Raw genomic sequence first — 26,104 nt, 5'->3', positions numbered from 1 at the left:
GTGCTACAGGTCCACGGGGGCGGGCGGTTTGGTACCGGTGATCATCACGTTGTAGAAAAGCTCACGCGGCAGCACCTTCGCGAGCAGCTTCTTGTCCACAGCGGACAGCCGCAGCCACAGGTGGTAGGCGAACAGGCGCCAGCGCAGCGTCAGCCGCTCCTGCGGCACCGCGGCCTCGAACGTCCGGATCGGCCAGCCCGCCAGTGCCGCGGCGAGCTCCTCGGTCACGGCACGCACGTCCACCGCGCCCGCGGCCAGCGCCATGCGCTCCAACCGGGACGGGTCGAACGTGTGCAGGTCGACCACCGCTTCCAGCGCGGCGGCACGCGAGGACTCGTCGAGCTCCTCCTGCGGCCTGCGCCAGCCCCGCAACGCGGGGAGCTTCGTGACGTTGGTGGTGAGCCACCACGTCAGCTGGCCCAGCCTGCGGGCGTAGTGGTCGCCGATCTTCGTCGGTTCCCCGGCGAAGACGAACCGGCCGCCCGGCTTGAGCACCCGCAGCACCTCGCCGAACGCGGCGGGCACGTCGGGGATGTGGTGCAGCACCGCGTGGCCGACGACGAGGTCGAACGTGTCGTCGGGGTACGGGATCCGCTCCGCGTCGGCCACCCGCCCGTCCACGTCGAGTCCGAGCTGCCGGGCGTTGCGCAGGGCGACCTCCACCATGCCGGGCGAGAGGTCGGTGACCGAGCCCTTCTTGATGATCCCGCCCTGCATGAGGTTGAGCAGGAAGAAGCCGGTGCCGCTGCCGAGCTCCATCGCGTGCCCGTAGGGCTCGGCGGGCTCACCCGCGACCGCGGTGAACACGTCGGTGGCGTAGGAGATGCAGCGCTCGTCGTACGAGATCGACCACTTCTCGTCGTACGTGCCCGCCTCCCAGTCGTGGTAGAGCACGTTGGCGAGCTTCGGGTCCGCGAACGCGGCCCGCACCTGCTCCTCGGTGGCGTGCGGGTTGGGCGCGGGATCGGTCACCTCGGTCATCGCGTCACCGCCCGGTGAACGTGGCCTTGCCCGGCCCGTTCTCGATGAACGACTGCATGCCGGTGCGCTGGTCCTCGGTCGCCCACAGCCCGACGAAGAGACTGGTCTCCAGTCGCAGCCCGTTGCGCAGGTCGGTGTCGAGGCCGCCGTCGATCGCGGCCTTCGCCGCCTTCAGCGCGACGGCGGGCCCGTTCACGAACTGCGCGGCCCACCGGTGCGCGGTGGCGTACACGTCATCGGGGGCCACGACCTCGTCCACGATCCCGAGCGCCAGCGCCTCGTCGGCCCGCACGAACCGGCCGGTGTAGACGAGATCCTTCGCCTTGCTCGGGCCGATGAGCCGGGCGAGCCGCTGGGTGCCGCCCGCGCCGGGGATGATGCCGAGCTGGATCTCCGGCTGGCCGACCTTGACGTTGTCACCCGCGATGCGCCGGTCGGCGGTCAGCGCGAGCTCCAGCCCGCCGCCGAGGGCGTAACCGGTGATCGCGGCGACCGTGGGCTTGGGGATCTCGGCCAGCGCGGTCAGCGACGCCGACAGCGCGGTCGCGAACGGCTGCATCTCGACGTACGAGCGCGCGGCCATCTCCTTGATGTCCGCGCCACCGGCGAAGGTCTTCTCCCCGCCGTAGAGGATCACGGCACGGACGTCGTCCCGGTCGGTCGCCTCCCGCGCGGCCTCCCCCAGCTCGGCCTGCACCTGGTTGTTCAGCGCGTTGACCGGTGGCTTGTCCAGCCGGATCGTGCCGACACCCGCCTCGACGTCGAGACGTACGAACTCGCCCACGCCTACCTCCTCTGCGTCTTCTGCGCCATCGCTGTCCCGGCAGGTTACCCGCCGGTAGAACCGGTTACCGGCGCCGGGCGAAGAACCGGTCGCCCGAACGCTCCAGCAGCAGCTCCTGGCCGAACGTCGCGGACAGGTTCTCGCTGGTCAGCACGTCGTCGATCAGCCCGGCGGCGACCGAACGCCCTTCCCCGAGCAACAGCGCGTGGGTGAAGCCGGGCGGGATCTCCTCGACGTGGTGGGTCACCAGCACCATGGCCGGTGCGTCCGGGTCGAACGCCAGCGTGGACAGCCGCGCCACCAGGTCCTCCCGGCCACCGAGGTCGAGTCCGGCCGCGGGCTCGTCGAGCAGCAGCAGTTCCGGATCGGTCATCAGCGAGCGGGCGATCAGCGTGCGCTTGCGCTCACCCTCCGACAGCGTCCCGTAGGTACGGGTGGCGAGGTGACCGATGCCGAGCGCGGCGAGCAGCTCGTCGGCGCGCTCGGTGTCGAGCGTCTCGTACTCCTCCCGCCAGCGGCCGAGCACCGCGTACCCGGCGCTGACGACGACGTCACGCACGGTCTCCTCCGGCGGCACCCGGCCGTTGAGCGCCGCCGAGGTGAAGCCGATCCGGGTGCGCAGCTCGAACACATTGACCCGGCCGAGCCGCTCACCGAGGACGTGCACGGCGCCGTTGGTGGGGTGCAGCTCCGCGGCCGCGAGCTTGAGCAGGGTGGTCTTGCCGGCCCCGTTCGGCCCGAGGACGACCCAGCGTTCGTCCAGTTCGACGGACCAGTCGAGATCGGCGAGCAGCTTGTTGCCTCCTCGCCGGACCCCGACCCCGGACATGTGGATCACCAGATCGTCCAGGTTCTCCGGTACGACCGTCTCCCGTTCCTGCGCACTCACGAGGCCATTGTCCCGGCCCGGGCGCTCGGCCGGTGCCCGCCCCCCGGGGCCGCGTTCACTCACGCGTGCACCACCTTGCCGAGCTCGGCCGGACTCGCGAGCAGGCGGTGACGAGGCAGCACCCGGACGGTGTAGCCGAGCGCGCCCGCGTGCGGCAACCGCAGCCGGGCGGTGAACTCACCCCGCCCGGACGGCTCCATCGGAACGGTCACCACGTCGTGCAGGTCGTCGGTGTCGCCCACCCGCCCGACCACGGCCTGCACCGACACCTCGGACTCGCCGAGCCCGGCGAGGTCGATCCGCGCCCGGACCCGCGCCTCCGTGCCCACCACGAGCGAGTCACCGTCCACGGTCAGGTCGGTGTCCACCACCCGCACCCGGCTCCAGTACGTGTCGAGCCGCCTGCGGTACTCGGCGAGCGAGCGCGAGCCCGCGTAGGAGTCCGCCGTCGCGTCCGCGACCGTCGTGGCCGCGGGCAGGTAGTACGACTCGACGTACTCCCGCACCATGCGCGAGGCCTGCACGCGCGGGCCGAGCGTGCGCAGCGTATGCCAGATCATCGACAGCCAGCCCTTCGGCACGCCGTTCGGGTCGCGGTCGTAGAACAGCGGCGCGATCTGCTGCCCCAGCAGGTCGTACAGGGCCGCGGCCTCCAGGTCGTCGCGCACGAGCGGGTCGCTCACGCCGTCGGCGGTGGGGATCGCCCAGCCGTTGCTGCCGTCGTAGTACTCGTCCCACCAGCCGTCGCGGATCGACAGGTTGAGGCAGCCGTTGAGCGCCGCCTTCATGCCGGAGGTGCCGCAGGCCTCGAGCGGCCGCGTCGGGTTGTTCAGCCAGACGTCGCAACCCCGGTAGAGGTAGCGGGCCATCGACATGTCGTAGTCGGGCAGGAACACGATCCGCTGCCGCACCGCGGGGTCGTCGACGAAGCGGACGATCTGCTGGATCAGCGCCTTGCCACCCTCGTCGGCGGGATGCGACTTGCCCGCGACCACCACCTGGATCGGGTGGTCGTCGTCGAGCAGCAGCGCCCGAAGCCGGTCGGGATCGCGCAGCATCAGCGTGAGCCGCTTGTACGTCGGCACCCGCCGCGCGAAACCCACCGTCAGCACGTCGGGGTCGAAGATCCGCTCGGTCCAGCCGAGCTCGAGCGCCGAGGCGCCGCGCTGCAGCCACGCGTCCCTGGCCCGGCGGCGCACCTCGGCGACCAGCTTGGCGCGCAGGTCGCGGCGCAGGTCCCACAGCTGCTCGTCGGTCACCCCGCCGTCGATGCCGGAGCCCGGGCCACCGGAGGAGCCGGGACCGTCGTGCCCCCACTCCTCGTCGCTGCCGCCGAGCAGCGCGCTCATCTCCCTGGCCACCCAGGTCGGGCCGTGCACGCCGTTGGTGACCGACCGGACCGGCACCTCGTCCTCGTCGAACCCCGGCCACAGCCGCGCGAACATGCGGCGCGACACCCGGCCGTGCAGCGCGGAGACGCCGTTGGCCCGCTGCGCGAGCCGCAGGCCCATGTGGGCCATGTTGAACATGCCGGGGTTGTCCTCGGCTCCCAGCGCGAGCACGCGGCGCACGTCGATGGCGGGCAGCAGCCTCCCGTCACCGAAGTAACGCTGCACCAGGTCGACGGGGAACCGGTCGATACCGGCCGAGACGGGGGTGTGCGTGGTGAACACGGTGCCCGCGCGCACGGCCTGCAGCACCTCGTCGAAGCCGGGCCCGCCCGCGGCGAGGATCTCCCGCGCCCGCTCCAGCCCGAGGAACCCGGCGTGCCCCTCGTTGGTGTGGAACACCTCCGGCTGCGGGTGCCCGGTCAGCTCGCAGTAGCGGCGCACGGCGCGCATCCCGCCGATGCCGGCGAGGATCTCCTGCCGGATGCGGTGGTCGGCGTCGCCGCCGTAAAGCCGGTCGGTGACGCCACGCAGATCGTCGTCGTTGCCGTCGATGTCGGTGTCCAGCAGCAGCAGCGGCACCCGGCCGACCCGCGCCAGCCAGACCTGCGCCCGCAGCTCCCGGCCGCCGGGCATCGCGACGTGCACGAGCACGGGCTCGCCGGAGGGCTCGGTGAGCAGTTCCAGCGGCAGCCCGCTCGGATCGATCACCGGGTAGTGCTCGACCTGCCAGCCGTCGAGCGAGAGCGACTGGCGGAAGTAGCCGGACCGGTAGAGCGGGCCGACCCCGATCATCGGCACGCCCAGGTCGGAGGCCGCCTTGAGGTGGTCACCGGCGAGCACGCCGAGCCCGCCGGAGTAGTTCGGCAGCGCCTCGTGCACGCCGAACTCCATCGAGAAGTACGCGACGCCCTCCGGGCAGCGCTGCCCGTCCCCTTCCGCCGCCCTGCGCTGGTACCAGCGGGGCTCGGTCAGGTAGCGCTCGAGGTCCTCGGTGGCCGCCCGCGTGCGCGCCAGGAAGTCCTCGTCCGCCGCGAGCTCCCGCAACCGCTCGGCCGGCACCGCCGTCAGCATCCGCAGCGGGTCGCGGATCCGCCGGAACAGCGGGTCGTCCATGGACGCGAACAGGTCCCGCGTCGGCGGGTGCCACGTCCAGCGCAGGTTGGTCGCGAGCGCGGTGAGCCCCGACAGCTCCTCGGGCACGCTCGCACGCACGGTGAACCGGCGGACTGCTTTCATGGTCAGCGACCATAGCGGGCGGTGGACCCCGGTGGCGCCGCCCCGGACGGGGGCCGCGCCGGTGATCGTCCTCACCTCGTCCCCCCGCGCGCCCGCCGGTCCCCGATCGGCGGTTCCGCCCGTACGCGGAGCCCGCCGTGAGTAGGGTTCCCCTCATGGTTCGGACAGGGGGGTACGCTGCCCGGCTCCCGGTGCTGGGAGCGCTTCTCGCGGCGGTCGCGGTGGTCTCCGGCGCGTGCTCGTCCACGACGGACGGGCAGCCGCTGACGATCGGCGACGTGGCCGGGCTGCCCGTGACGCACTTCGAGAGCGGGCTGCGGCCGGACGCGCCGAAGCCGGACGTCCGGATCCAGGGCATCACCGGCAGCACGGAGGACCGGCTCGCGGCGGCGGCGATCGCCGATGTCACCGACTACTGGGCACAGACCCTGCCCGCGGTGTTCCGGCAGCGGTTCGCACCGGTGGGCAGGCTCCTGTCGTACGACCCGGACGGCACGAAGGTCGAGGTCTGCGGCGGCTCGACCGCCGACGCCGCGATGAACGCCTTCTACTGCCCGCCCGAGGACATGGTGGCGTGGGACCGGAAGCTGCTGCTCCCGCTGCTGCGCGAGCGGTTCGGCCCGATGGCGATCGTCACCGTGCTCGGCCACGAGTACGGGCACGCCATCCAGTACCGGCTCGGCCCGAAGGCGGGCATCGACGAGAACACCTCGACGATCGTGAAGGAACAGCAGGCCGACTGCTTCACCGGCACGTACTTCCGGTGGATGGCGGAGAACAACAGCGAGTACTTCGTGGTGTCCACGTCCGAAGGGCTCAACCAGGTGCTCGCCTCCCTGTTCTTCATCCGGGACGAGGCCGGGCAGTCGGCGTCGGACCACGGGGCGCACGGCAGCGCCTTCGATCGCACCTACGCCTTCCAGCTCGGCTTCGAGCGGGGCGCCGAGCGGTGTGCCGCGATCGACCAGGCCGACGTCGACGCGCGGATCACCGAGCAGCCGTTCCACCCGGAGGACAACAACGACGGGGACGCGCCGATCAACGAGGAGATGATGGCGCTCGTGCAGCAGAGCCTGGACCAGGCGTTCGCCGGGGCCGGCGTGGACGGCCCGCGCATCGTCGCGGGTGGCGGGTCGTGCCCGGACGGCCCGGCCACCCCGCCCGCGACGTACTGCCCGGACACGAACACGGTCAGCATCGACCTGGCCGAGCTGTACCAGCTGGGGCAGCCCGTGGACCGGGAGGCCGAGTTCGAGGGCACCGAGTCGGCGGGCGGCCTCGGCGACTTCGCGGCGTTCGCCGAGGTGGCCTCGCGCTACACCCAGGGCATCCAGCAGGGCGTCGGCGCGACGCTGGACGACGCCAACGCCGGGCTGCGCACCGCGTGCCTCGTCGGGGCGTGGGCGGGCGCGGCCGACGGGGACGGCAACGTGCTCCGCCTCTCCCCCGGCGACCTGGACGAGGCGATCGCCGAGCTGCTGCGGCCCCGCAGCCTCATCGCCGCCGACGTCAACGGCCATCCGGTGGCGAACGGGTTCGCCAGGGTGGAGGCCCTGCGCGTGGGCTACCTGAAGGGTTCCGAGCCCTGCACCCGCCAGTACGGCTGAGGCTCGTGAGCGCGGAACGTGGTTCTAACCACGCTCCGCGCTCACGAGTCAGAACAGCGCGCTGGCCAGGTTCCGCCGCGCCCTGACGACGCGCTCGTCGGCCGGGTCGAACAGCTCGAACAGCTCGAGCAGGTGCCCGCGCACCCGGTCGCGGTCCTCGCCCGAGGTGCGGCGCACGGTGTCGATCAGGCGGGCGAACCCGCGCTCGGCGTCGACCTGCGCGACCTCGTAGTCCGCGGCGGCGATCTGCGCGTCCAGGTCACCCGGGTCCGCGTCCGCCCTCGCCACGGCCGACGGGTCCGCCTCGCTCGCCCGCCGGGCGAAGCGCACCTGGACCAGCGCGGCCTTGGCCTGCTCGTTGGCCGGCTCGCTGTCCAGGATCCGCTGGTACGCCGCCTCCGCCTCGGCGAAGTCACCGCGCTCGAACGCGTCCTCGGCCTCGGTGAACCGCGGGTCCTCCGGCTCTCCCTGGTCCTCCGCCCCTGCCGGGGCGCCACCGGCCTCCTCGGCCTGCCGGATGCCGGGCAGCTGGTCGCGCAGCGCGTCGAGCAGCTCGTTCAACCACTGCCGCAGCTGCGGTTCCGGCTGCGCCCCCGAGAACGCGGTCACCGGCTGCCCGCCCGCGATCGCGACGACCGTGGGGATGGACTGCACGCCGAACAGTTGCGAGATGCGCGGGTTGGCGTCGACGTCGACCTTGGCCAGCACCCAGGCGCCGTTGGCCTCGTGGGCCAGCTTCTCCAGCACCGGGCTGAGCTGCTTGCACGGACCGCACCAGTCCGCCCACAGGTCCACGACGACGAGTGTCTGCAGCGACCGCTCCACGACCTCGCGCTGGAAGGTCGACTCGGTGACGTCGATGACCGCGCCACCCGATTGCGGCGCCGCGCCGCCCGCGCCGTCGGACGGCTGCTGCCCGGCGGTCTCCGCCCGCGCCTTGAGCCCGGAGAGGTCCACCGCTCCGGACAGCGCGGCGGACATGGCTGCTTGGTTGCCTGCTGATCCGCGTGGGTGTGTCACGTCTCCATCCTGGCACGGGCCGGTGGACCGGTTCAGCCTGGTGGTGCCAATGTCGCCGAGCGGTCACGCGTCGTCGAGGTGTTGCTCGACGCGGTCGACCTTGGCGTCCAGCTGGCCCTCGTAGCCGGGGCGGATGTCCGCCTTGAGCACGAGGCTCACCCGCGGCGATCCCTCCCCCGCGGCGGCCACGGCGCGCTTGACGACGTCCATCACCTCGTCCCACTCGCCCTCGACGTTGGTGAACATCGCGTTGGTCGAGTTCGGCAGCCCGGACTCCCGCACCACCCGGACGGCCCGCGCCACCGCCTCGCTGACGCTCCCGTCGTCGTCTCCGCCCGCGGGGCTGACACTGAATGCGACGATCATGTGTTTCTCCTCGTGTCGGTGGTACCCGCCCCCACCCTGCCGGTACCCGCTGGTAGCTTCGACCGCCATGAAGCGTCCGCTGCCGTTCGACCCGATCGCCCGCGCGGCGCAGCTCTGGGAAGACCGCACCGGGCCTGCCACGACCATGGCCGCGGCGACCGGGGTGATGCGGGTTCAGCAGATCATCCAATCGGCCGTCGACGGCGCGCTCAAGCCCCACGGGCTGACCTTCGCGCGGTACGAGGCGCTCGTGCTGCTCACGTTCGCACGCCGCTCCAGCCTGCCGATGCGGGTGATGGGCGAGCGCCTCCAGCTGCACCCGACCAGCGTCACCAACATCGTCGACCGGCTGGAGAAGGACGGGCTGGTCAAGCGGGTCCCGCACCCGACGGACCGGCGCACCACACTGGTCGAGATCACCGACGACGGCAGGCAGCGGCGCGAGGACGCGACGAAGGCCGTCACCGCGATCGACTTCGGGCTGGTCGGGCTCACCCAGAAGCAGACCGAGCAGCTCACCGAGCTGCTGACGAAGGTCCGCAAGGCCGCGGGCGACTTCGACGAGTGACCCGGGCCGCAGTGAAGGCCACCTTCACTGCGCTCAACGCACTGAAGGTGGCCTTCACTGCCCGCGGAGTCGGGCGGAGGTCAGACCCGGGCGGGTTCGCTGTGCACGATCAGGCCGGTGCCGCCGTGGGCGAGCCGGCCGGGGCCGTCGAGCTTGCCCCTGCGCAGCGCCCACTTCTCGAACAGCCAGGTGAACATCGGCGGCACGGCGGCGAGCAGGGCGACGAGGAGCAGCTTCGGGCTCCAGCCGAGCGGGCGGAACACCGCGAGGGACACGACGACGTAGAGCACGAACAGCACTCCGTGCACCATGCCCAGCACGGGCACGCCGCCCTCGCCGAGCTCCACGACGTACTTGAAGAACATGCCGATCAACAGTCCGGCCCACGAAAAGGCCTCGGCGATGGCAGCCACCCGGAACAAGACAGCGGCCTTGTTCGACAAGGCTTCCTCCTCAGTCCCACTGCGAGAGCAGTGTCATCACGACGCACCCAAAGGGATAGGTTCGAGGACTCCCGCGAGGACCCGCCGACGGGGTGGTCGACTCCGAGAGCTCTCGTTCACGTCAACCACGCTGTCGGACGTTGTGATACCAGTGTGAGGCGTGAGGGCCGTCACCGGAACACCGGGGCGCCGGTGAGCATAGTCACGACCGGGCCGTTCAGTCCTCCCAGCGGAACAGTTTCGCGGCGAGCAGGCCGAGCACGGCGGTGAACGCGACCAGCACGAGCGCGGGGACGGCCAGCGCGTCCACGCCCTCGCCGCGCACCATGACGTCGAGCATGCCCTCGTTGAGGTGCCGCATCGGGAGCACCTGCGCCGCGTTCTGCAGCCACTGCGGCATGAGGTCGGTCGGGAAGAACGCGCCCGAGAGGAAGGCCATCGGCAGCACGACCAGGTTGGAGGCTCCGTTGGCGGACTCCTCGGTCTTGCACAGGGCGCCGATGAGCATGCCCACCGAGAAGAACGCGAGGGTGCCGAGCAGCAGCAGCGGGACGGCCAGCCACCACTGGCCGGACAGCTGCAGGCCGAACACCGGCAGCAGCGCGATGCCCACGAAGACACCGAACTGGAGCAGTGCGACGCCGAGCGAGACCACCAACCGCGAACCGAGCACCGTCAGCGGCCACACGGGGGCCAGCCGCAGGCGGCGTAGCACCTGCTTCTTGCGCCAGTTGACGAACGTCAGCGCCGCGCCGAACACCGCGGCGATCGAGACGGCCCACGACATGAGCCCCGGCGCGAGGTACTGGATCGGCTTGAGCGAGGAGTCCTCCACCTGGGCGGAGTCCAGCTCGAAACGCGGCGGCTGGCCGGTGGCGGCGACGTTGACGCGGTCCACGACACCGCGCACGATGCCGTACACCGTGCCGGCCCGGGTCCGGTCGCTGGCCGCGAACCGCAGCGTCACGTCGGTGCCGTCCTGCGCCACGAACGCCGGAAGGTCGCCGGAGCGCACCTGCTGCTCCGCGGCCTCGGCGCTGTCCATCCGCTTGAGCTCCACCGCCTCCGAGCGCTCCAGTGCCTGGATCACCTGCCCCTCGCCGACCACGCCGACCTCCGTCTTCGACGCGCCCTGGTTGCCGAAGATCAGGCCGAAGATCAGCAGGAACATCAGCGGAAACAGGAACGTGAAGAACAGCGTCGCCTTGTCGCGCACGAAGCCCTTGAACATCGCCACGGACAGCGCGCGGAACGACGACGAGCCGGACACGGTGGCGGGGCGCGGCCGGGTGCGCTCGCGTTCCTCGGTGACCGTCATGCCCGGTACTCCCTGCCCGTCAGGTGGAGGAACACGTCCTCCAGCGTCGCGGTGCGCACCTGCAGGCCGTCCAGGGTGCCGCGCTCGGCGAGCGCGGTGAGCAGCGGCGCCGGGGCCCGGGTCGCGATGGTGAGCGACACCTCGTCCTGGGTGACCCCGTCCGCGCCGGGCAGCGCCCGCGCGTCGTCGGCGGGCAGCGCGCCGCGCTCCAGCGTCACGTGCGTGGCCGCGTCGAGGTCGCGCACCAGCCGCGCGGGCGTGTCCATGGCGAGGATCCGGCCCTGGTCCATGATCGCGACCCGGTCGCACAGCACCTCGGCCTCGTCGAGGTAGTGCGTGGTGTACACGATGGTCTTGCCCCTGGCCTGGATCTCGCGCAGCACGTCCCACAGGTTGCGGCGGGCCTGCGGGTCGAGCGCCGCGGTCGGCTCGTCGAGGAACACCACGTCGGGGTCGTGCACGAGCGCGCAGGCGATGGACAGCCGTTGCCGCTGGCCCCCGGAGAGCTTCGCCTCCGGGGTCCCTGCCTTGTCGGAGAGGCCGACGAGGTCCAGCATCTCGTCGACCCTGGCCGAGCCGACTCCGTACAGCGCGCCGAAGGTCTCCAGCTGCTCGCGCGCCGTGAGCTTCTCGAAGAACGCGGAGGCCTGCAGCTGCACACCGATCCTCGGCAGCAGCGCGAGGTTGCGCGGCCACGGCGACTCGCCGAGCAGGCGCACCGTTCCGCTGTCCGGCTCCCGCAGGCCCTCGGCGATCTCCAGGGTGGTGGTCTTGCCGGCCCCGTTGGGCCCGAGGATGCCGACGAACTCACCCTCCGCCACCTCGAACGACACGCCGTCGACGGCACGGAGTTCCCCGTAGCTCATGGTCAGGTCGGTGACGGTCAGGGCAGGTGGGCTCATGGCGGCAATGTATCGGGCTGGCCGACACGGCACGGGGAAATCGGGCAAAAACATTCGCGTTCCGTCGTTGACATGGGCCGTCCGGCTCCGGTGGAATCACGACATCATGACAACGTTGTCTCCCGACGACCGGCACGGTCGGCGGCCCACGATGAACGACGTGGCCCGCCTCGCCGGAGTGAGCATCAAGACCGTGTCGCGGGTCGTGAACGACGAGCCTTCGGTGCATCCCGACACCGCCGACCGGGTGCTCGCGGCCATCGAACGGCTCGGCTTCCGGCGCAACCTCGGCGCCCGCAACCTGCGGCGCGGCTCCGGCACCGGCACGCTCGGGCTCATCGTGGAGGACGTCGGGAACCCCTTCTACTCCGAGCTGCACCGCGCGGTGGAGCGCATCGCGATCCGGCACGGCAGGCGGGTGCTCACGGGCTCTTCGGAGGAGATCCCCGACCGGGAGCGGGAGCTGGCGCTCGAGTTCTGCGCACGCAGGGTGGACGGCCTGCTCGTGGTGCCGGCGGGAACGCGGCACGGGTACCTCCTGCCGGAGATGCGCGCAGGCACCCCGGTCGTGTTCGTCGACCGGCCCCCGGGCGACATCGCCGCCGACACCGTGCTCGTGGACAACGCGGGCGGCACCGCCGCGGCGGTGGCCCACCTCGTGGCCCACGGGCACCGCCGGATCGCGTTCGTCGCCGACAGCCCGGAGATCTTCACCGCGGCGGAGCGGCTGCGCGGCTTCCGGGAAGGATGCGCCACCGCGGGCGTGCCGTGCGCCGAGCGGCTCGTGGTCATGCGCACGCCGACCCGGGAGAGCGTCGCCGAGGCCGCCCACCGCGTGCTGACGTGTCCCGACCCGGCGACCGCCGTGGTCGCGGGCAACAACCGGGTGACCGTGCACCTGGTGCGCGCGCTGGCCGGGGCCGGGCGCAGGCCCGCGCTGGTCGGCTTCGACGACTTCGAGCTGGCCGACCTGCTGGACCCGCCGGTCAGCGTCGTCGCACACGACGTCAGCGCGCTCGGGGAGGCGGCGGCCGAGCTGCTGCTGGCCCGGGTGCGCGGAGATCAGTCCCCACCGAGAAAGGTCGTGCTGCCCGTGCGAATCGAAGCGCGTGGATCCGGCGAGGTCGCGGCATGAGCGCGCGGCCCGAACCCGTCCGGCTCCCCGCCAACCAGCCACCCCAGTTCTACCGGGGCGGGGAGGCCATCGCCGCGCTGCGCGGCCATCCCGGTTCGGCCGAGTTCGGCCCCGAGGACTGGGTCGCGTCCACCACGACCCGGTTCGGCCGGGACACCCAGGGACTGAGCCTGCTGCCCGACGGCCGGTGGCTGCGGGACGCCGTGCACGCCGACCCGCACGGCTGGCTCGGGGCCGGGCACGTCGCCGCGTTCGGCGACTCCACCGCGCTGCTGGTGAAGCTCCTCGACGCGGGGCAGCGGCTGCCCGTGCACTTCCACCCCTCCGACGCGTTCGCCCGCGAGCACTTCGACTCGCACTTCGGCAAGACGGAGGCGTGGATCGTGGTGGGCACCGGCGGTCCCGACGCCGTGGTGTACGCGGGTTTCCGGGAGGCGCACAGCGCGGGGACGATCGGCGAGTGGGTGCGCGGCCAGGACGCCCCCGCCATGCTGGACGCCCTCAACCGGATCGCGGTACGCCCCGGCGACACCGTGTACATCCCGGCCGGGCTGCCGCACGCGATCGGCGCGGGCGTGTTCGTGGTGGAGCTGCAGCAGCCCACCGACTTCTCGCTGACGATGGAGTGGCGCGACTTCCTCCGCGCCCCGGACGAGGGCCACCTCGGCATCGGCTTCGACACGGCGCTGGCGGCACTCGACCGGTCCGGCTGGGACGACGACCGGTTGCGCGGGCTGATCCGGCACACCGCGGACCACGATTCGCCCACTGTGGACCTGCTGGTGCCGGGCGCGGCCGGTTTCTTCCGCGCCGACCGGCTGCGCCCGCGACCCGCGCTCGCGCTGGCACCGTCCTTCTCCGTGCTCGTGGTGCTCGACGGCACGGGCACCCTGCGCACCGAGCACGGCGCCGAGCTGCCGGTCACCAGGGGTGACACGCTCGTCGTCCCGCACGCCGCGGGTGAGCTGGAGCTCACCGGCGAGACGACGGTGATCCGGTGCCGCCCGCCTCGTGCGTGAGGAACGTGGTTCCCACGACGTTTTCACGCACGAGGCGCGGTGCGTTCGGCGAGGGCGGCCAGCCGGTCCGCCAGCCAGTCCTGGCTCGCCCGCCACAGGCCGGCGCCCAGCGAGAGGCGGGCGACACCCAGCTCGGCGAGGCGCACCGGCTCCGGCATGCCCGGCAGGGACGTCACGTTCACCGCCGCGGGCGCCACCGCCCCGGCGAAAGCACGGATCACCTCCGGGTCGCGCACGTGGATCGGGTACACACAGTCGGACCCCGCACCGAGGTACCGGCGGGCCCGGTCGAGCGCCTCCGGCAGCGCGGCGTGCTCGTCCCCGCCGTCGAGGAAGGTGTCGATCCGCGCGTTGATCACCAGCGCGTCCCCCGCCGCGGCACGCAGGGCCGCCAGCCGGTCCGCCTGCTCCGCCGGGTCGCGGCGGCGGCCCGTCGCCGGGTCGGTGTCCTCCAGGTTGCACCCGACCGCCCCGGTGTCGAGCACCCGCCGCGCCAGCTCGGCCGGATCGAGCCCGTAGCCCGCCTCGACGTCGACGGTGACCGGCACCGGAACCGCCCGCACGATCCGTGCGGCGGCCGCGAACATCTCCGCGGCCGGGGCATCCTCGCCGTCGGAGTAGCCGAGTGTCTCGGCGACCGCGGCCGAGCTGGTGGCGACCACGGGGAACCCCGCGGCCGCCACCAGCCGTGCCGATCCGGCGTCCCAGACGTTCGGCAGCACCAGCGGCGAGCCCGGCACGTGCAGGGCGCGGAGGCGCGCCGCCGTCACCGGCACCCCGCACGCCGGGCAGCGCGCTCCTCGCTCACGACGCGGCCCGTGCGCACCCAATGCGGCATTCGGTGCGTTGAACGCCACCAATGCCACATTGGGGAGCTCGGGGCGGCGCTCACGAGGCGTCCTGGTCGGGCAGCGGCAGCCGGCTGGCCACACCCAGCCGGTTGAGCGCGTTCATCGCGGTGGCCGCCCACGCGACGGCCGCGTACTGCTCCTCGGTGAACACCGACGTCGCCCGCTCGTACACCGCGTCGGGCACCTCGTGGTGCTGCGAGAGTGTGGTCATCGCCTCGGCGAGCTCCAGCGCGGCCCGTTCCTGCTCGGTGTAGCACGTGGTCTCCCGCCACACGGGCAGCAGGTGCACCCGCCGCTCGGTCTCCCCGATCGTCCTCGCGTCCCGCGAATGCTTGTCCACGCAGAAGGCACAGCCGTTGAGCTGGGACACGCGGAGCTTGACCAGCTCGACGAGCCGCCGGTCGAGACCCGCGTTCGCCACCGCCTTCTCGACGGCACCGCTGAGGGACAACAGATGCTGGTAGGCGTCCGGCACCACCGGGCCGAACTTGATTCGATCACTCACACCTTCACCCAACCACGGGACTGGTCCACGATATGGTCCAGTGTTGTGACAGATTCGTGGTCCAGTGCCGCACCGGACCTTCACCTCGACTGGGATCCGGCCACCGGCAGGTCCGGGCTCGCCGACGCGCTCCGCGACGCCATCCGGAGCGGCCGCCTGCCGCCCGGCGCCACGCTGCCCTCCACCCGCGCGCTCGCGGCGGACCTCGGCGTCGCCAGGGGAACCGTCACCCGCGTCTACACCGACCTGGCCGCGGAGGGCTACGTGCGGACGGCCCAGGGCGCGCCCACCCGCGTGGCCAGCGGCGTCGAACGGCCCTCCTCGCCTCCGCGTTCCCGCCCGGAGAAACCCGTCACCCGGTGGACGCTCCAGCCGGGGCAGCCCGATCTCTCGGCGTTTCCGCGCACCGAGTGGCTGGCGGCCACCCGGCGGGTCCTGCAGCGCACGCCCGCCACCGAGTTCGGCTACCTGGAGGAGCGGGGCGTCGCGGCGCTGCGAGCCGCACTCGCCCGCTACCTGGCCCGCAGCCGGGGTGTGGTCGCCGACCCGGACCGCATCGTCGTCTGCGGCGGGCACTCGCACGCCACCTGGCTGCTCGCCACCGCCCTGGCCGCACGGGGCGACCGGGAGATCGCCTTCGAGGACCCGTCCCTGTGGGCGTTCCGGCGCATCGCCGAGGCCGCGGGCGCCAGGGTGACCGGGGTGCCGGTCGACGCCGACGGGCTCGTGACGTCCGAACTGGACAGTCCGGCGGTCATGGTCACCCCGGCACACCAGTTCCCGCTCGGGGTGACGCTGGCACCGCACCGGCGCGGCGAGCTGGCGCGGTGGGCGAGCACGGCGGGCGCGTTCGTGATCGAGGACGACTACGACGGCGAGTTCCGGTTCGACCGCGAACCCGTCGGGGCGCTGCAGGCGCTCGCGCCGGAGCGGATCGCCTACGCGGGCACGGCCAGCAAGACGCTGGCCCCGGGATTGCGGCTCGGCTGGCTGGTGCTGCCGCGCACGCTGGTGGAGCCGGTGCGCGCCGCGATGGCCGACAGCGGCTGGCGTCCGCCGGTGCTGGAACAGCTCGTGCTCGCGGAGCTGCTCGACTCCGGCGGCTACGACCGGCACGTCCGCCGCTGCCGCGGCGTCTACCGGTCCCGCCGCGACCGACTGCTGGCCGCCCTGCCGGAGCACCTCGTGCCGGACGGGATCTCCGCGGGCCTGCAACTGGTGCTGATGCTGCCCGGCGACGGTCCCGGCGAGGACGCCGTGCTCGGCGCCGCCCGCCGTCACTCGCTGACGGTGCAGCCGCTCGGCCCGCACTGGGTGCGGCCGGGACCGCACCCGCAGGGTCTCGTTCTCGGCTACGGCGCTCCGGCCGAGCACGCGTTCCAGCCCACGGTGCGGGCCCTGCTGGCGACGCTCGCGGACGTCAACCTCGCCTGAGCTCGGCGACGAGCGCGTCGGCGGCGGCGTACGGGTCGAGTTCCCGGCCGACCACCGCCTCGGCGAGTTGCGCCAGCCGTTCGCCGCCCCGCAGCTCGCCCAGCTCCGCGCGCAGTCGCTGCACGGCGACGGCCTCCACTTCGCCGCTCGCCCTGGCGACACGGCGGCGCCGCAGCTCGCCGTGCTCCTCCAGCCAGGCCCGGTGCCCGGCCAGCGCCCGCACGACGGCGTCGGCGCCCTTCCCCTCGGCGGCGACGGTCCGCACGACCGGCTGCCGCCACGACCGGCCGCGCACCTCCCTGCGGGTCATCGACACCAGCTGTTCCAGCTCGCGGACGGTGACGTCGGCGCCGTCCCGGTCGGCCTTGTTGACCACGAACACGTCCGCGATCTCCAGCACGCCGGCCTTCGCCGCCTGGATGCCGTCGCCCATGCCGGGAGCCAGCAGCACCACGGTGGTGTCCGCGAGCCGCACAACGTCCACTTCGGACTGTCCTACACCGACGGTCTCGATGAGCACCACGTCGAAGCCTGCCGCGTCGAGCACCCGGACGGCCTGCGGGGTGGCCCACGCCAGCCCGCCGAGGTGGCCTCGGGTCGCCATCGACCGGATGAAGACACCGGGGTCGGTGGCGTGCTCACCCATCCGGATCCGGTCACCGAGCAGGGCACCGCCGGAAAACGGCGACGAAGGGTCGATCGCGAGCACGCCGACCCGCCTGCCCTCCGCGCGCAGGGCGGTGAGCAGCATCGACGTCGAGGTGGACTTGCCCACCCCCGGCGGCCCGGTGAGCCCGACGACCTGCGCGTTTCCGGTGTACGGCGTGAGCGCGGCGGCGACCTCGCGCAGCCGCGGGTGCGCGTCCTCGACCAGCGAGATCAGCCGGGCGACGGCGCGGGGCTCACCGTCCCGCGCCCGCCCGACGAGATCACCGACGTCCGCCACTAGCGCTTCGGCACGCGGATCAGCAGCGCGTCGCCCTGGCCGCCGCCACCGCACAGGGCCGCGGCACCGAGGCCACCGCCACGGCGGCGCAGCTCGTAGGCGAGGTGCACGGCGAGCCGGGCGCCGGACGCGCCGATCGGGTGGCCCAGCGCGATCGCGCCGCCGTTGACGTTGACCCGGTCCTGGTCCAGGCCGAGTTTCCGGGTGGACACGAGCCCGACCGCGGCGAAGGCCTCGTTGATCTCCACGAGGTCGAGGTCTCCCGCCTCCAGCTTCGCCTTGCCCAGCGCGGCGTTGATCGCGTTCGCGGGCTGCTCGTGCAGGCTGGCGTCGGGCCCGGCGACCACGCCGTGCGCCCCGATCTCCGCGAGCGGTTCGAGCCCGAGCTCCTCCGCCTTCGCGGGGCTGGCCACCACCACCGCGGCCGCGCCGTCCGAGATCTGCGAGGCGGAGCCCGCGGTGATGGTGCCGTCCGCCGCGAAGGCGGGCCGCAGCTTGGCCAGGCTCTCCGCGGTGGTGTCGGCGCGCACGCCCTCATCGGTGCCGAACACCACCGGGTCACCCTTGCGCTGCGGGATCTCGATGTCGACGATCTCCTCGGCGAACAGGCCCTGCTCCGTCGCGGCGGCCGCGCGCTGGTGCGAGCGGGCGGCGAAGGCGTCCTGGTCCTCGCGGCTGATGCCGTAGCGGGAGTTGAACTTCTCGGTGGAGGCACCCATCGCGCACTGGTCGAACGCGCAGAACAGGCCGTCGTAGGCCATGTGGTCGACGAGCGCGGTGTCGCCGTACTTGAACCCGGCGCGGGACTTGGGCAGCAGGTGCGGCGCCTGGGTCATCGATTCCTGCCCGCCCGCGACGACGAGGTCGAACTCACCGGCGCGGATCAGCTGGTCGGCAAGCGCGATGGCGTCGAGCCCGGAGAGGCAGACCTTGTTGACGGTGAGCGCGGGCACGTCCATGCCGATACCGGCCGCGACGGCCGCCTGGCGGGCGGGAATCTGGCCCGCGCCCGCGGTGAGCACCTGACCCATGATCGTGTACTGCACCGCGTCCGGCGAGACGCCCGCCCGCTCCAGCGCGGCCTTGATGGCGAACCCGCCGAGCTGGGCTCCGGAGAAGTCCTTCAGCGAGCCGAGCAGCCTGCCGATCGGCGTACGGGCGGCACCGAGGATCACGGAACCGGTCACAACAGCCTCCAAGCGTCATCGCACGAGCAGCCGAACAAGCCTGTCAGCCGACGATACGGCAGGCGGCACCGCTGAATCGAAACCCGGCCGGAATCCGCCCCTGTGAGGCGGAGCACGGTCGGCCGGCGCGCGCAGGTCCTATCCTGCTGGTTATGAACGAGGCGCTGAAGCCGTACGTCACCACGATCGACCACGTCGGGGTCGCCGTGCCCGACCTCGACGCCGCGATCGCCTTCTACTCCGGGAACTTCGGTCTGGAGGCCACCCACACCGAGGTCAACGAGGAGCAGGGCGTGCGGGAGGCCATGCTGCACGCGCCGGGCGACGAGAACGGCCCCGCGGTGCAGTTGCTCGCCCCGCTGCGCCCGGACTCGACGATCGGCAAGTTCCTCGACACCAAGGGGCCCGGCCTGCAGCAGCTGGCGTACCGCGTGACCGACGTCGAGGCCGCCGCGGCCGCGTTGCGCGCCAAGGGCCTGCGGCTGCTCTACCCCGAGGCGCGGCGCGGCACCGCGGGCAGCAAGGTCAACTTCGTGCACCCCAAGGACGCAGGCGGGGTGCTGGTGGAGCTAGTGCAGCCCGCCGCCGGGCACTGACGGCGCCGTCGCGGCGCGAGCGGTGAGCGCGTTCGCGATGAACTCCAGCTCGCGCTCCATCTCCCCGGGGGAAGCGTCGTCTTCATGCCGGGCCATCGAGTGCCGGTATCCCACGGCGAGCGCCACCAGCGCGGCGGCACCGTCCACGTCGGCCTCGGGCAGCGCGTTCGGCCCCGCCGCGGTGACGATCACCGCGCGCACCTGCCGCACCAGCTCGCCGTGCCGCGACCGCAGGGCGTCCCGGACGGCGCGGTGCGTGTCGGCCTCGCGCCAGAGCAGGTGGGACAGCACCCGGGAGGTGCTCAGCCGCCGGTCGTGCTCGGCGACGAGCCTGCGCAGGCTCTCCGCGAGATCACCGGGGACGGCCACGGAGGCGACGTCGATCCGTTCGTCGGGCAGCCGTCCCACCAGCGCGGTGAGCAGGTCGCGCTTGCGGCGGAAGTAGTAGTGGACCAGACCTTTGGGGACGCCGGCGACCTCCGCGATCCGCGACGTGGGGGTGGCCGTGAAGCCCAGCTCGGCGAACAGCCGTTCGGCGGCGAGCAGGATCCGTTCCCGCGCCGAGGGGTCGTCCCGGTCCCCGGATTTCGTGCGGGCCATGGCTGTTCCTCTCGGTCGCACCGGTGACGGTGGGCGAACACGACGAACGCGGGGCCCGCGCCGACGGCCGGACGGCCGCCGGTGCGGGCCCGACGTACGGGTGCCACGGACCGGTCAGTGCTGACCGGCCGTCCGGTGTGCGGTGCTGGCCAGCGGCAGTGCCGCCGCCCCGGCGATGATCGTCAGGGCGCCGACGATCCAGGACGTCCACGCCGCGCCGGTCAGGTCGGTGTAGCTCATGACCCACGGCGAGACGACCGCCAGCGCGCCGAGCACGATCTGGATGCCCTCGCCGTAGACCATACCGGGCATCGCGAGCGAGGCCAGGCCGTCGATCGCGATGAGCGCGCCCAGCACGATCATCGTCCACATCGCGGCCGTGCTGGTGTCCAGCCACAGCGGTGAGAGGGCCAGCACCACGCCCAGGACGACCTCCGCCCAGTCGTGCGGCCGGGTCCAGGGACGTGCCGAGGTCGCCGAAGTGTCAGCCATCGTGATCACCTCCGTTGAGCACGGGTGGCGCGGTGGACGCGGCCACGTCCACCGCGAGGAGGCCGCCAACCCCGCGGTCCCCCCTCCATGGTGCTCCCTGGTTGGCCAGCCGGTCAAACAGCGGCACGCGCCCTTCCCGAACGGGTGAAATGGTCATGAGTGGCTCGTTACTGACGAAAAGTGCCAGTGACGAGCCACTCATGACAGCAGGCGGGGCGACGGGTGGCGTGCCTCTCCTCGCGAACGGTTGTGCAACGGGTTACCGGCCAGTAATTTCTGTTGCCTGTTCCCCTGGCCGGCAGGCCCCTACCCATGCACGGAGGTCCCCATGGCGAGCGCGCTGAGCGAGATCCAGCAGGCCATCCTCACCGACAACCTGGAGGCCGTTGGTTCCCTGCCGGTGCCGGAGGCCTACCGGGGGATGACCGTGCGCGCCGAGGACGTCGAGATGTTCGCGGGCCTGCCCAGCACCGAGAAGGACCCACGGAAGTCGCTGCGGCTGGACGAGGTGCCGGTGCCCGAGCTGGGCCCGGGTGAGGCGCTGGTGGCCGTGATGGCCAGCGCGATCAACTACAACACGGTCTGGACCTCCATCTTCGAGCCACTGCCGACGTTCAAGTTCCTGCAGCGCTACGGCAGGCTCTCGCCGCTGGCGAAGCGGCACGACCTGCCCTACCACGTCGTGGGCTCGGACCTCTCCGGGGTCGTGCTGCGCACCGGCCCCGGCGTGCACTCGTGGCGGCCGGGCCAGGAGGTGGTCGCGCACTGCCTCAACGTCGAGCTGGAGGGCCCGGACGGGCACAACGACACGATGCTCGACTCCGAGCAGCGGATCTGGGGCTTCGAGACCAACTTCGGCGGGCTGGCCGAGATCGCGCTCGTGAAGGCCAATCAGCTGATGCCCAAGCCGGCCCATCTCACGTGGGAGGAAGCCGCCTGTCCCGGGCTGGTGAACTCCACCGCCTACCGGCAGCTGGTCTCGCGCAACGGCGCCGACATGAAGCAGGGCGATGTCGTGCTGATCTGGGGCGCCTCGGGTGGCCTCGGCTCCTACGCCACGCAGTACGCACTGAACGGCGGCGCGATCCCGGTGTGCGTGGTCTCCAGCCCGGAAAAGGCGGACATCTGCCGCACGATGGGCGCCGAGCTCGTCATCGACCGCGTCGCCGAGGGCTACCGGTTCTGGAAGGACGAGAACACACAGGATCCCCAGGAGTGGCAGCGGTTCGGCGCGCGGATCCGGGAGCTGACCGGGGGCGAGGACCCCGACATCGTCTTCGAGCACCCCGGAAGGGAGACGTTCGGCGCCTCGGTCTACGCCGCGCGCAAGGGCGGCACCGTGGTCACCTGCGCGTCGACGTCGGGCTACCTGCACCAGTACGACAACCGGTACCTGTGGATGAACCTGAAGCGGATCATCGGCTCACACTTCGCGAACTACCGCGAGTCCTGGGAGGCGAACCGGCTCATCGCCAAGGGGCACATCCACCCCACGCTCTCGCGGACGTACCCGCTCGCCGAGACCGGGCAGGCGGCCTACGACGTGCACCGCAACCTCCACCAGGGCAAGGTCGGCGTGCGCTGCCTCGCTCCCGAGGACGGCCTCGGCGTGCGGAACACGGCCCTGCGCGAGCGGCACCTCGATCGGATCAACGCGTTCCGGGGCGTGTGAGCACTCGTGCGTGGAGAACGTGGTGAGAACCACTGAGAGCACGCACGAGGCGTTCGGCGCGTACCGGGATCCAAGGCGGGCTCGGCGGGTGGACGCCCGTTAGGGTGGGTGCATGAGCCTTGGCGAGGAACGGGAGCTCGTGCCGCTGGGAGCCGGCTTCGACTTCGAGAAGCGTGGCTACAACCGGGCGCAGGTCGACGACCATCTGGAACGGCTGGACGCCGATCTCAAGATGCTCATGTCCGATCGGGACGCCGCGATCGAGCAGGCAGGCGACCTGGCAAGGCAGCTGGAGTCGGCGCGCATCGAGATCGACGACCTGCGCGGGCAGGTCGAACGTCTCGCGCAGCCACCGACGACCATAGAGGGCCTTTCCGAGCGCCTGCAGCGCATGTTGCGGCTGGCCCAGGACGAGGCAAGCGACACCAAGGCGCGGGCCGAGGCCGAGGCCGGGCACATCAGGGCCAAGGCCGAGTCGGACGCGAGCGCCATGCGGGCGCGCTACGAGCAGCTGCTGACCGAACTCGCCGAGCGGCGCAAGGAGATGGAGGCCGAGCACCGCAAGGTCCTGGCGGACGCGCGGGCCGAGGCCGAGGAGATCACCAGCAAGGCCGAGCAGGAACGCCGGCGGCTGGACGAGGAGTCGGAGCAGCGCCGCACGAAGATCGAGGAGGACTTCGAGATCGCGATGGCCACGCGCCGCAACGAGGCGATGCGCGCGCTGGCCGAGCAGGAGGCGGCGAGCAAGGCCGAGGCCGAGCGGCGCGTGCGCGAGGCCAGTGAGGAGGCCGCGTCGATCCGGGCCGAGGTCAAGGACGAGCAGGAGAAGGCCAAGGCCGACATCGAGCGCCGGCACCGCGAGTCGGTCGAGGACGCCAACCGGCGCAAGCAGAACTCGATCAGCGAGGCCAACGCGCGGGTCGCCGAGGCCTCGGACGAGGCGAACCGGCGGGTGCGCGAGGCCACCGAGAAGGCCAAGCGCATGGTCGACGACGCCACCGCCAGGGTGCAGGAGCTGCGCAAGCTGCGCTCGCAGATCGCCGACCAGGTGCACGCGGCCCGCACCATGCTCGCCGAGGCCACCTCGGTCCTGGAGGACGAGAACGGCGACGACGAGGGCGACGAGAGCGCTGTCGCGTGGCCGGAGAACGAGTCCGCCACCGAGGAGACGCGGAGTGAGCGGGCGAAGGCCGCCGCCGGAACAAAACCGACTCGCGAGTAGGTTAGGGCTGCGCTCGGCCGTCCGGCCCGCTACTGTCGGCGTCTACACCTGCCCGAGCACCTTGCTGGAGGATCCGGATGGCCGCATACGGGACCGTGGTCGTGGGGACCGATGGTTCGGACTCGTCGTTCGCCGCAGTGGACCGGGCCGCCGCCGTGGCGGCCGACGCGGACGCCACGCTGGTGATCGTCTGCGCGTACTTCCCGGCGAGCAAGCACGATGTCGAACAGGCCCAGGACGTGCTGGGCGACGAGGCCTACCAGGTGGTCGGCTCGGCACCGGCCGAGGACACGCTGCGGACCGCGCGTGACCGGGCCGCGAAGGCGGGTGCCGCCAAGATCGACACGGTGCCGGTCCTGGGCGAGCCGGTGGACTCGCTGCGCCAGGTCGTGCGGGACCGGTCGGCCGACCTGCTCGTCGTCGGCAACCGGGGGCTGAACACGCTGGCCGGCCGGATCCTCGGCTCGGTGCCTTCCGAGGTCGCCCGCAAGTCCGGCGTCGACGTGCTCATCGTGCACACCACGTAGGTCCGCGCACACACCGCCCATGGCCGACGAGGATCTGCAGCGACGGCTGGAACGCGTCCTGCTGGGTGGCCGCCGCAAGTACACGAGGCTGCAGGTGGCGGCCGAGGCCGGCGTTCCGGAGGAGCGGTCGCGGCGGCTGTGGCGGGCGCTCGGCTTCGCCACGGCGGCCGACGACCAGGTCGTGTTCACCGACGCCGACGTCGAGGCCATGCGGGTGACCGACAGCCTCGTGGCGGCGGGCCTGATCGACCGCAGGATCGAGGCGTCCGTGGCCAGGGCCGTGGGCCTGCACCTGTCCCGGCTCGCCGAGTGGCAGGTCCACCTGCTGTGGGAGCTCATCCAGGACAACCCCGAGCTGGCCGCCGACGAGGAGCGGATCGCCAGGCTGGTCGACACGCTGCTGCCCGAGCTGGAGCGGGTGCAGAACTTCGTCTGGCGGCGGCATCTCGCCGCCTACGCGGGCCGGGCGCTCGCCTCCCCCGACGAGCCGCTCGAGACGCGCACCGAGGTGGTCGGGTTCGTCGACATGGTCGGCTACACCCGCATGACGCGGCGGATCGACGAGGCCGCGCTCGGCGACGTGCTCGACCGGTTCGAGACGGTGGCCACGGACGTCATCGCCGAACACCACGGCCGGGTGGTGAAGATGATCGGCGACGAGGTGCTGTTCGTGACCGACTCGGCGGTGGAGGCGGCCGAGATCGCGCTGACGCTCGCCGAACGCGCCGACGCCGACGCGGGCCTCCCCGCCGTGCGCGCCGGGATGGCCGCCGGTCGCATCCTCAACCGCTTCGGCGACGTGTACGGGTCGGTGGTCAACCTGGCGAGCAGGCTCACGTCGCTGGCCCGGCCGGGCACCGTGCTGGTCGACCGGGAGCTGGCGGCGGCTCTGACCGGCGAGCCCGCCTACGAGCTGCGGCACCGGCGCCCGGTGTCGGTACGCGGTTACCACCGGCTCCGGCCCGCCGCACTGCGCCGGGCGCGCGACCGCCGGCCCGGCAGGCGATCCGCCGGCAGGCCGCAGTTCGCGGCCGAGTTCCTCGGCCTGGATCCGGCCGCGCGGGGAGCCTCCCCCGCGCGGCCGGAGATCGACTGAGCGCCGGGTCCCTCTCCGCCGTCCCCTGCCTCGATGCCTCGCGCCGCTTGATGCCTTGTGAGACAAGGCATCGGGCCATACGATGCGTTCCATGCCGAATCGGTCCCCTTCCGGCGGGGTGGACGAGCGCGCGGCCGCGACCGGAGCGCCCGCGCTCGACCGGCTGCGCAGGGAACTGGCGAGGGGCACGGCCGAGCTGGCCGTCCTCTCGGTGCTGAGCACCCGCAGGCGGTACGGCTACGAGCTGCTGAAGCTGCTGCGCGAGACCGGCGGCGGCTTGCTCGAAGTTAAGGAAGGCACCCTCTATCCCCTGCTGCACCGGCTCGAGGACGCCGGGCACATCACCGCGAGCTGGGAGGCCGAGGGCAGGGCGCGGCCCCGGAAGTACTACTCCCTCACGCCGGACGGCCGGACGCACCTCGCCCTGCTGCGCGGCGAGTGGACCGCGTTGGTCGCGGGGATGCGGACATTGCTGGACACCCTGGACGGGGTGGACTGATGACCGAGGACGAGCGGGCCATCGAGGAGTTCCTGCGGACCTTCGAGCGGAGGCTGACCGGATCCGCCGCCGAGCGGGCGCGGGCCAAGGGCGGAGCTGGCGGCACACCTGTCGGACGCCGCGGACGCGGGTGAGCTGGCCGACGCCCTGCGGCGCCTGGGCTCGCCGGAGGCGGCGGCCGCGACGTTCACCCCGGTCCGGTCGGCCGCGCCCGCCCCGGTCGGCACGCGGCTGGCGGCCGCGGCGCTGGACAACCTGCCGCTGGCCGGCCTGACCCTGGCGCTGCTGGTGTCGGAGGTGGTCCGGGCCGCGGCCGGCGGAGGCGGGTTCTGGCTGACGTTCCCGCCGGTGGTGTCCGCGTTCGGCGACGTCTGCGTCTCGCTGTCCCCGCTGCGCTGCGCGCCGATGAGCGGACCGCTGTACCTCGTCGGGGTACCGCTCGCGCTGGCGTGGTCGATCGTCGGGCTGGGCCTGCTGGAGGCGTGGTCGGGCACGACACCCGCCAAGCGCCTGCGCGGCCTGCGCGTGGTGACCGAGACCGGGCTCCGGGTCCCGGTGCCGGTGGCGATCGCGCGGCGGCTGAGCTTCCTGGCCGGGCCCCTCGCCTGGCTCGACTGGCTGCCGGTGCTGTGGGGGCAGCGGCGGCGGGTGGCCGACCTGCTGGCCGGGACGAAGGTGGTGGTCGCCGACCCGGCGCGGCCGGCGGTGAACGAGGCCGCGCGGGTACGTCCGCCCACCACCTGACGGGGAAAGCGCAGGCGTTGCGCGCGGACGCCGGGGCGTGGCCGGTTGCGGATCCCGCCACGCGCAGCGCTCGG

Annotated in this window: 28 protein-coding genes; 13 read left to right on the top strand and 15 right to left on the bottom strand. The window is 72.6% G+C overall.

The features are described 5' to 3' along the window. Positions 1 to 3: 3 nt before the first annotated feature. The 4 genes from B0I33_RS09120 to glgP all read right to left on the bottom strand — a co-directional run bounded on the left by B0I33_RS09120 (position 4) and on the right by glgP (position 5,281). Positions 4 to 981, bottom strand: coding sequence for a class I SAM-dependent methyltransferase (locus B0I33_RS09120; RefSeq protein ID WP_106178107.1), 978 nt, complete (start codon positions 979 to 981; stop codon positions 4 to 6). Positions 982 to 985: 4 nt separating this feature from the next. Next, positions 986 to 1,765: an enoyl-CoA hydratase/isomerase family protein gene (locus B0I33_RS09115; protein ID WP_106178106.1), complete on the bottom strand. Its 780-nt coding sequence runs from the start codon at positions 1,763 to 1,765 to the stop codon at positions 986 to 988. A gap of 64 nt (positions 1,766 to 1,829) precedes the next feature. Continuing rightward, complete coding sequence (locus tag B0I33_RS09110; protein ID WP_106178282.1) at positions 1,830 to 2,594, bottom strand: ABC transporter ATP-binding protein; 765 nt, start codon at positions 2,592 to 2,594, stop codon at positions 1,830 to 1,832. Positions 2,595 to 2,713: 119 nt separating this feature from the next. Further along, positions 2,714 to 5,281 (bottom strand): alpha-glucan family phosphorylase, encoded by a 2,568-nt coding sequence (glgP, locus tag B0I33_RS09105; protein ID WP_106178281.1) that lies wholly within the window; start codon positions 5,279 to 5,281, stop codon positions 2,714 to 2,716. A 155-nt stretch (positions 5,282 to 5,436) separates the two neighbouring features. Between glgP and B0I33_RS09100 the strand changes: the two genes are divergently transcribed. Then, a complete protein-coding gene (locus tag B0I33_RS09100; RefSeq protein WP_106178105.1) occupies positions 5,437 to 6,888 on the top strand; it encodes a neutral zinc metallopeptidase in 1,452 nt (483 codons plus the stop codon). Between the two features lie 48 nt (positions 6,889 to 6,936). Here the strand turns inward: B0I33_RS09100 and trxA are convergent, their stop codons facing one another. Further along, the gene (gene trxA, locus B0I33_RS09095) at positions 6,937 to 7,908 is read right to left on the bottom strand and encodes a thioredoxin (protein ID WP_106178104.1); all 972 of its coding nucleotides are present in this window, start codon (positions 7,906 to 7,908) and stop codon (positions 6,937 to 6,939) included. Between the two features lie 63 nt (positions 7,909 to 7,971). Beyond that, entirely contained in the window at positions 7,972 to 8,274 is a 303-nt protein-coding gene (locus B0I33_RS09090; RefSeq protein ID WP_106178103.1) for an MTH1187 family thiamine-binding protein, read from the bottom strand. 67 nt (positions 8,275 to 8,341) lie between these two features. Here B0I33_RS09090 and B0I33_RS09085 point away from each other — a divergent pair, with 67 nt between their 5' ends. Then, positions 8,342 to 8,842: a MarR family winged helix-turn-helix transcriptional regulator gene (locus tag B0I33_RS09085; RefSeq protein ID WP_106178102.1), complete on the top strand. Its 501-nt coding sequence runs from the start codon at positions 8,342 to 8,344 to the stop codon at positions 8,840 to 8,842. A gap of 80 nt (positions 8,843 to 8,922) precedes the next feature. On the opposite strand, the gene B0I33_RS09080 is transcribed toward B0I33_RS09085, so the two are convergent. The 3 genes from B0I33_RS09080 to B0I33_RS09070 form a co-directional block, all read right to left on the bottom strand. After that, positions 8,923 to 9,285 carry a DUF3817 domain-containing protein gene (locus B0I33_RS09080; RefSeq protein WP_106178101.1) on the bottom strand — a complete coding sequence of 121 codons (363 nt, stop codon included), beginning with the start codon at positions 9,283 to 9,285 and terminating at the stop codon, positions 8,923 to 8,925. Positions 9,286 to 9,502: 217 nt separating this feature from the next. Then, positions 9,503 to 10,603 (bottom strand): ABC transporter permease, encoded by a 1,101-nt coding sequence (locus B0I33_RS09075; RefSeq protein WP_106178100.1) that lies wholly within the window; start codon positions 10,601 to 10,603, stop codon positions 9,503 to 9,505. After that, positions 10,600 to 11,505, bottom strand: a complete 906-nt coding sequence (locus B0I33_RS09070; protein ID WP_106178099.1) for an ABC transporter ATP-binding protein — start codon at positions 11,503 to 11,505, stop codon at positions 10,600 to 10,602. The genes B0I33_RS09075 and B0I33_RS09070 overlap by 4 nt, the downstream gene beginning before the upstream one ends. A gap of 151 nt (positions 11,506 to 11,656) precedes the next feature. Here B0I33_RS09070 and B0I33_RS09065 point away from each other — a divergent pair, with 151 nt between their 5' ends. Both B0I33_RS09065 and B0I33_RS09060 read left to right on the top strand, forming a co-directional pair. Continuing rightward, positions 11,657 to 12,640, top strand: a complete 984-nt coding sequence (locus tag B0I33_RS09065) for a LacI family DNA-binding transcriptional regulator (protein WP_106178098.1) — start codon at positions 11,657 to 11,659, stop codon at positions 12,638 to 12,640. Beyond that, positions 12,637 to 13,659 (top strand): class I mannose-6-phosphate isomerase, encoded by a 1,023-nt coding sequence (locus B0I33_RS09060; RefSeq protein ID WP_106178097.1) that lies wholly within the window; start codon positions 12,637 to 12,639, stop codon positions 13,657 to 13,659. Before B0I33_RS09065 ends, B0I33_RS09060 begins: the two co-directional genes overlap by 4 nt. 23 nt (positions 13,660 to 13,682) lie before the next feature. Here B0I33_RS09060 and B0I33_RS09055 read toward each other — a convergent pair whose 3' ends face one another. Together B0I33_RS09055 and B0I33_RS09050 are read right to left on the bottom strand one after the other, a co-directional pair. Then, a complete protein-coding gene (locus tag B0I33_RS09055) occupies positions 13,683 to 14,429 on the bottom strand; it encodes an isocitrate lyase/PEP mutase family protein (protein WP_106178280.1) in 747 nt (248 codons plus the stop codon). 118 nt (positions 14,430 to 14,547) lie between these two features. After that, positions 14,548 to 15,015 carry a carboxymuconolactone decarboxylase family protein gene (locus B0I33_RS09050; protein ID WP_106178096.1) on the bottom strand — a complete coding sequence of 156 codons (468 nt, stop codon included), beginning with the start codon at positions 15,013 to 15,015 and terminating at the stop codon, positions 14,548 to 14,550. Positions 15,016 to 15,060: 45 nt separating this feature from the next. Between B0I33_RS09050 and pdxR the strand changes: the two genes are divergently transcribed. Further along, positions 15,061 to 16,449: a MocR-like pyridoxine biosynthesis transcription factor PdxR gene (gene pdxR, locus B0I33_RS09045; RefSeq protein WP_106178095.1), complete on the top strand. Its 1,389-nt coding sequence runs from the start codon at positions 15,061 to 15,063 to the stop codon at positions 16,447 to 16,449. On the opposite strand, the gene meaB is transcribed toward pdxR, so the two are convergent. Both meaB and B0I33_RS09035 read right to left on the bottom strand, forming a co-directional pair. Next, positions 16,436 to 17,395: a methylmalonyl Co-A mutase-associated GTPase MeaB gene (gene meaB, locus B0I33_RS09040; RefSeq protein WP_106178094.1), complete on the bottom strand. Its 960-nt coding sequence runs from the start codon at positions 17,393 to 17,395 to the stop codon at positions 16,436 to 16,438. The genes pdxR and meaB overlap by 14 nt on opposite strands. Further along, complete coding sequence (locus B0I33_RS09035; protein ID WP_106178093.1) at positions 17,395 to 18,582, bottom strand: acetyl-CoA C-acetyltransferase; 1,188 nt, start codon at positions 18,580 to 18,582, stop codon at positions 17,395 to 17,397. Before B0I33_RS09035 ends, meaB begins: the two co-directional genes overlap by 1 nt. Positions 18,583 to 18,734: 152 nt before the next feature. On the opposite strand from B0I33_RS09035, the gene mce reads away from it, so the two are divergent. Continuing rightward, positions 18,735 to 19,178 carry a methylmalonyl-CoA epimerase gene (gene mce / locus B0I33_RS09030; RefSeq protein WP_106178092.1) on the top strand — a complete coding sequence of 148 codons (444 nt, stop codon included), beginning with the start codon at positions 18,735 to 18,737 and terminating at the stop codon, positions 19,176 to 19,178. Here mce and B0I33_RS09025 read toward each other — a convergent pair. After that, on the bottom strand, positions 19,152 to 19,778 hold the full coding sequence (locus B0I33_RS09025; protein ID WP_106178091.1) for a TetR/AcrR family transcriptional regulator: 627 nt from the start codon (positions 19,776 to 19,778) through the stop codon (positions 19,152 to 19,154). The genes mce and B0I33_RS09025 overlap by 27 nt on opposite strands. Positions 19,779 to 19,892: 114 nt before the next feature. Further along, positions 19,893 to 20,270 carry an SPW repeat protein gene (locus tag B0I33_RS09020; protein ID WP_106178279.1) on the bottom strand — a complete coding sequence of 126 codons (378 nt, stop codon included), beginning with the start codon at positions 20,268 to 20,270 and terminating at the stop codon, positions 19,893 to 19,895. 328 nt (positions 20,271 to 20,598) lie between these two features. Between B0I33_RS09020 and ccrA the strand changes: the two genes are divergently transcribed. From ccrA to B0I33_RS08990, 7 genes are all read left to right on the top strand, one after another. Further along, positions 20,599 to 21,942 carry a crotonyl-CoA carboxylase/reductase gene (gene ccrA, locus B0I33_RS09015; RefSeq protein WP_106178090.1) on the top strand — a complete coding sequence of 448 codons (1,344 nt, stop codon included), beginning with the start codon at positions 20,599 to 20,601 and terminating at the stop codon, positions 21,940 to 21,942. 112 nt (positions 21,943 to 22,054) lie between these two features. Beyond that, positions 22,055 to 23,164, top strand: coding sequence for a coiled-coil domain-containing protein (locus tag B0I33_RS09010; RefSeq protein WP_146147475.1), 1,110 nt, complete (start codon positions 22,055 to 22,057; stop codon positions 23,162 to 23,164). A gap of 77 nt (positions 23,165 to 23,241) precedes the next feature. Beyond that, a complete protein-coding gene (locus B0I33_RS09005) occupies positions 23,242 to 23,691 on the top strand; it encodes a universal stress protein (protein WP_106178089.1) in 450 nt (149 codons plus the stop codon). A gap of 19 nt (positions 23,692 to 23,710) precedes the next feature. Beyond that, positions 23,711 to 24,787, top strand: a complete 1,077-nt coding sequence (locus B0I33_RS09000; protein WP_106178088.1) for an adenylate/guanylate cyclase domain-containing protein — start codon at positions 23,711 to 23,713, stop codon at positions 24,785 to 24,787. Between the two features lie 91 nt (positions 24,788 to 24,878). Further along, on the top strand, positions 24,879 to 25,286 hold the full coding sequence (locus B0I33_RS08995; RefSeq protein ID WP_181193229.1) for a PadR family transcriptional regulator: 408 nt from the start codon (positions 24,879 to 24,881) through the stop codon (positions 25,284 to 25,286). Continuing rightward, positions 25,286 to 25,420: a hypothetical protein gene (locus tag B0I33_RS30680; RefSeq protein WP_281259355.1), complete on the top strand. Its 135-nt coding sequence runs from the start codon at positions 25,286 to 25,288 to the stop codon at positions 25,418 to 25,420. The genes B0I33_RS08995 and B0I33_RS30680 overlap by 1 nt, the downstream gene beginning before the upstream one ends. Beyond that, the gene (locus B0I33_RS08990; RefSeq protein ID WP_106178086.1) at positions 25,383 to 26,030 is read left to right on the top strand and encodes an RDD family protein; all 648 of its coding nucleotides are present in this window, start codon (positions 25,383 to 25,385) and stop codon (positions 26,028 to 26,030) included. The genes B0I33_RS30680 and B0I33_RS08990 overlap by 38 nt, the downstream gene beginning before the upstream one ends. The last annotated feature ends 74 nt before the right edge of the window (positions 26,031 to 26,104 follow it).

The organism is Prauserella shujinwangii (assembly GCF_003001955.1).
GTDB classification, from domain to species: Bacteria; Actinomycetota; Actinomycetes; order Mycobacteriales; family Pseudonocardiaceae; genus Qaidamihabitans; species Qaidamihabitans shujinwangii.
The sequence above is the reverse complement of the archived record's forward strand: the minus strand, read 5'-3'. Positions and strand labels throughout refer to the sequence as shown.

What these genes read in the sequence shown, in the direction of transcription:
- B0I33_RS09005 (WP_106178089.1), top strand. Translation starts at nt 23,242, where the DNA reads ATGGCCGCATACGGGACCGTGGTCGTGGGGACCGATGGTTCGGACTCG.
- B0I33_RS09000 (WP_106178088.1), top strand. Translation starts at nt 23,711, where the DNA reads ATGGCCGACGAGGATCTGCAGCGACGGCTGGAACGCGTCCTGCTGGGT.
- ccrA (WP_106178090.1), top strand. Translation starts at nt 20,599, where the DNA reads ATGGCGAGCGCGCTGAGCGAGATCCAGCAGGCCATCCTCACCGACAAC.
- B0I33_RS09090 (WP_106178103.1), bottom strand. Translation starts at nt 8,274, where the DNA reads ATGATCGTCGCATTCAGTGTCAGCCCCGCGGGCGGAGACGACGACGGG.
- B0I33_RS09070 (WP_106178099.1), bottom strand. Translation starts at nt 11,505, where the DNA reads ATGAGCCCACCTGCCCTGACCGTCACCGACCTGACCATGAGCTACGGG.
- B0I33_RS09110 (WP_106178282.1), bottom strand. Translation starts at nt 2,594, where the DNA reads ATGTCCGGGGTCGGGGTCCGGCGAGGAGGCAACAAGCTGCTCGCCGAT.
- B0I33_RS09065 (WP_106178098.1), top strand. Translation starts at nt 11,657, where the DNA reads ATGAACGACGTGGCCCGCCTCGCCGGAGTGAGCATCAAGACCGTGTCG.
- B0I33_RS09085 (WP_106178102.1), top strand. Translation starts at nt 8,342, where the DNA reads ATGAAGCGTCCGCTGCCGTTCGACCCGATCGCCCGCGCGGCGCAGCTC.
- B0I33_RS09060 (WP_106178097.1), top strand. Translation starts at nt 12,637, where the DNA reads ATGAGCGCGCGGCCCGAACCCGTCCGGCTCCCCGCCAACCAGCCACCC.
- B0I33_RS09120 (WP_106178107.1), bottom strand. Translation starts at nt 981, where the DNA reads ATGACCGAGGTGACCGATCCCGCGCCCAACCCGCACGCCACCGAGGAG.
- B0I33_RS09075 (WP_106178100.1), bottom strand. Translation starts at nt 10,603, where the DNA reads ATGACGGTCACCGAGGAACGCGAGCGCACCCGGCCGCGCCCCGCCACC.
- B0I33_RS08995 (WP_181193229.1), top strand. Translation starts at nt 24,879, where the DNA reads ATGCCGAATCGGTCCCCTTCCGGCGGGGTGGACGAGCGCGCGGCCGCG.
- B0I33_RS09020 (WP_106178279.1), bottom strand. Translation starts at nt 20,270, where the DNA reads ATGGCTGACACTTCGGCGACCTCGGCACGTCCCTGGACCCGGCCGCAC.
- B0I33_RS30680 (WP_281259355.1), top strand. Translation starts at nt 25,286, where the DNA reads ATGACCGAGGACGAGCGGGCCATCGAGGAGTTCCTGCGGACCTTCGAG.
- mce (WP_106178092.1), top strand. Translation starts at nt 18,735, where the DNA reads ATGAACGAGGCGCTGAAGCCGTACGTCACCACGATCGACCACGTCGGG.
- B0I33_RS09100 (WP_106178105.1), top strand. Translation starts at nt 5,437, where the DNA reads ATGGTTCGGACAGGGGGGTACGCTGCCCGGCTCCCGGTGCTGGGAGCG.
- B0I33_RS09025 (WP_106178091.1), bottom strand. Translation starts at nt 19,778, where the DNA reads ATGGCCCGCACGAAATCCGGGGACCGGGACGACCCCTCGGCGCGGGAA.
- B0I33_RS09010 (WP_146147475.1), top strand. Translation starts at nt 22,055, where the DNA reads ATGAGCCTTGGCGAGGAACGGGAGCTCGTGCCGCTGGGAGCCGGCTTC.
- glgP (WP_106178281.1), bottom strand. Translation starts at nt 5,281, where the DNA reads ATGAAAGCAGTCCGCCGGTTCACCGTGCGTGCGAGCGTGCCCGAGGAG.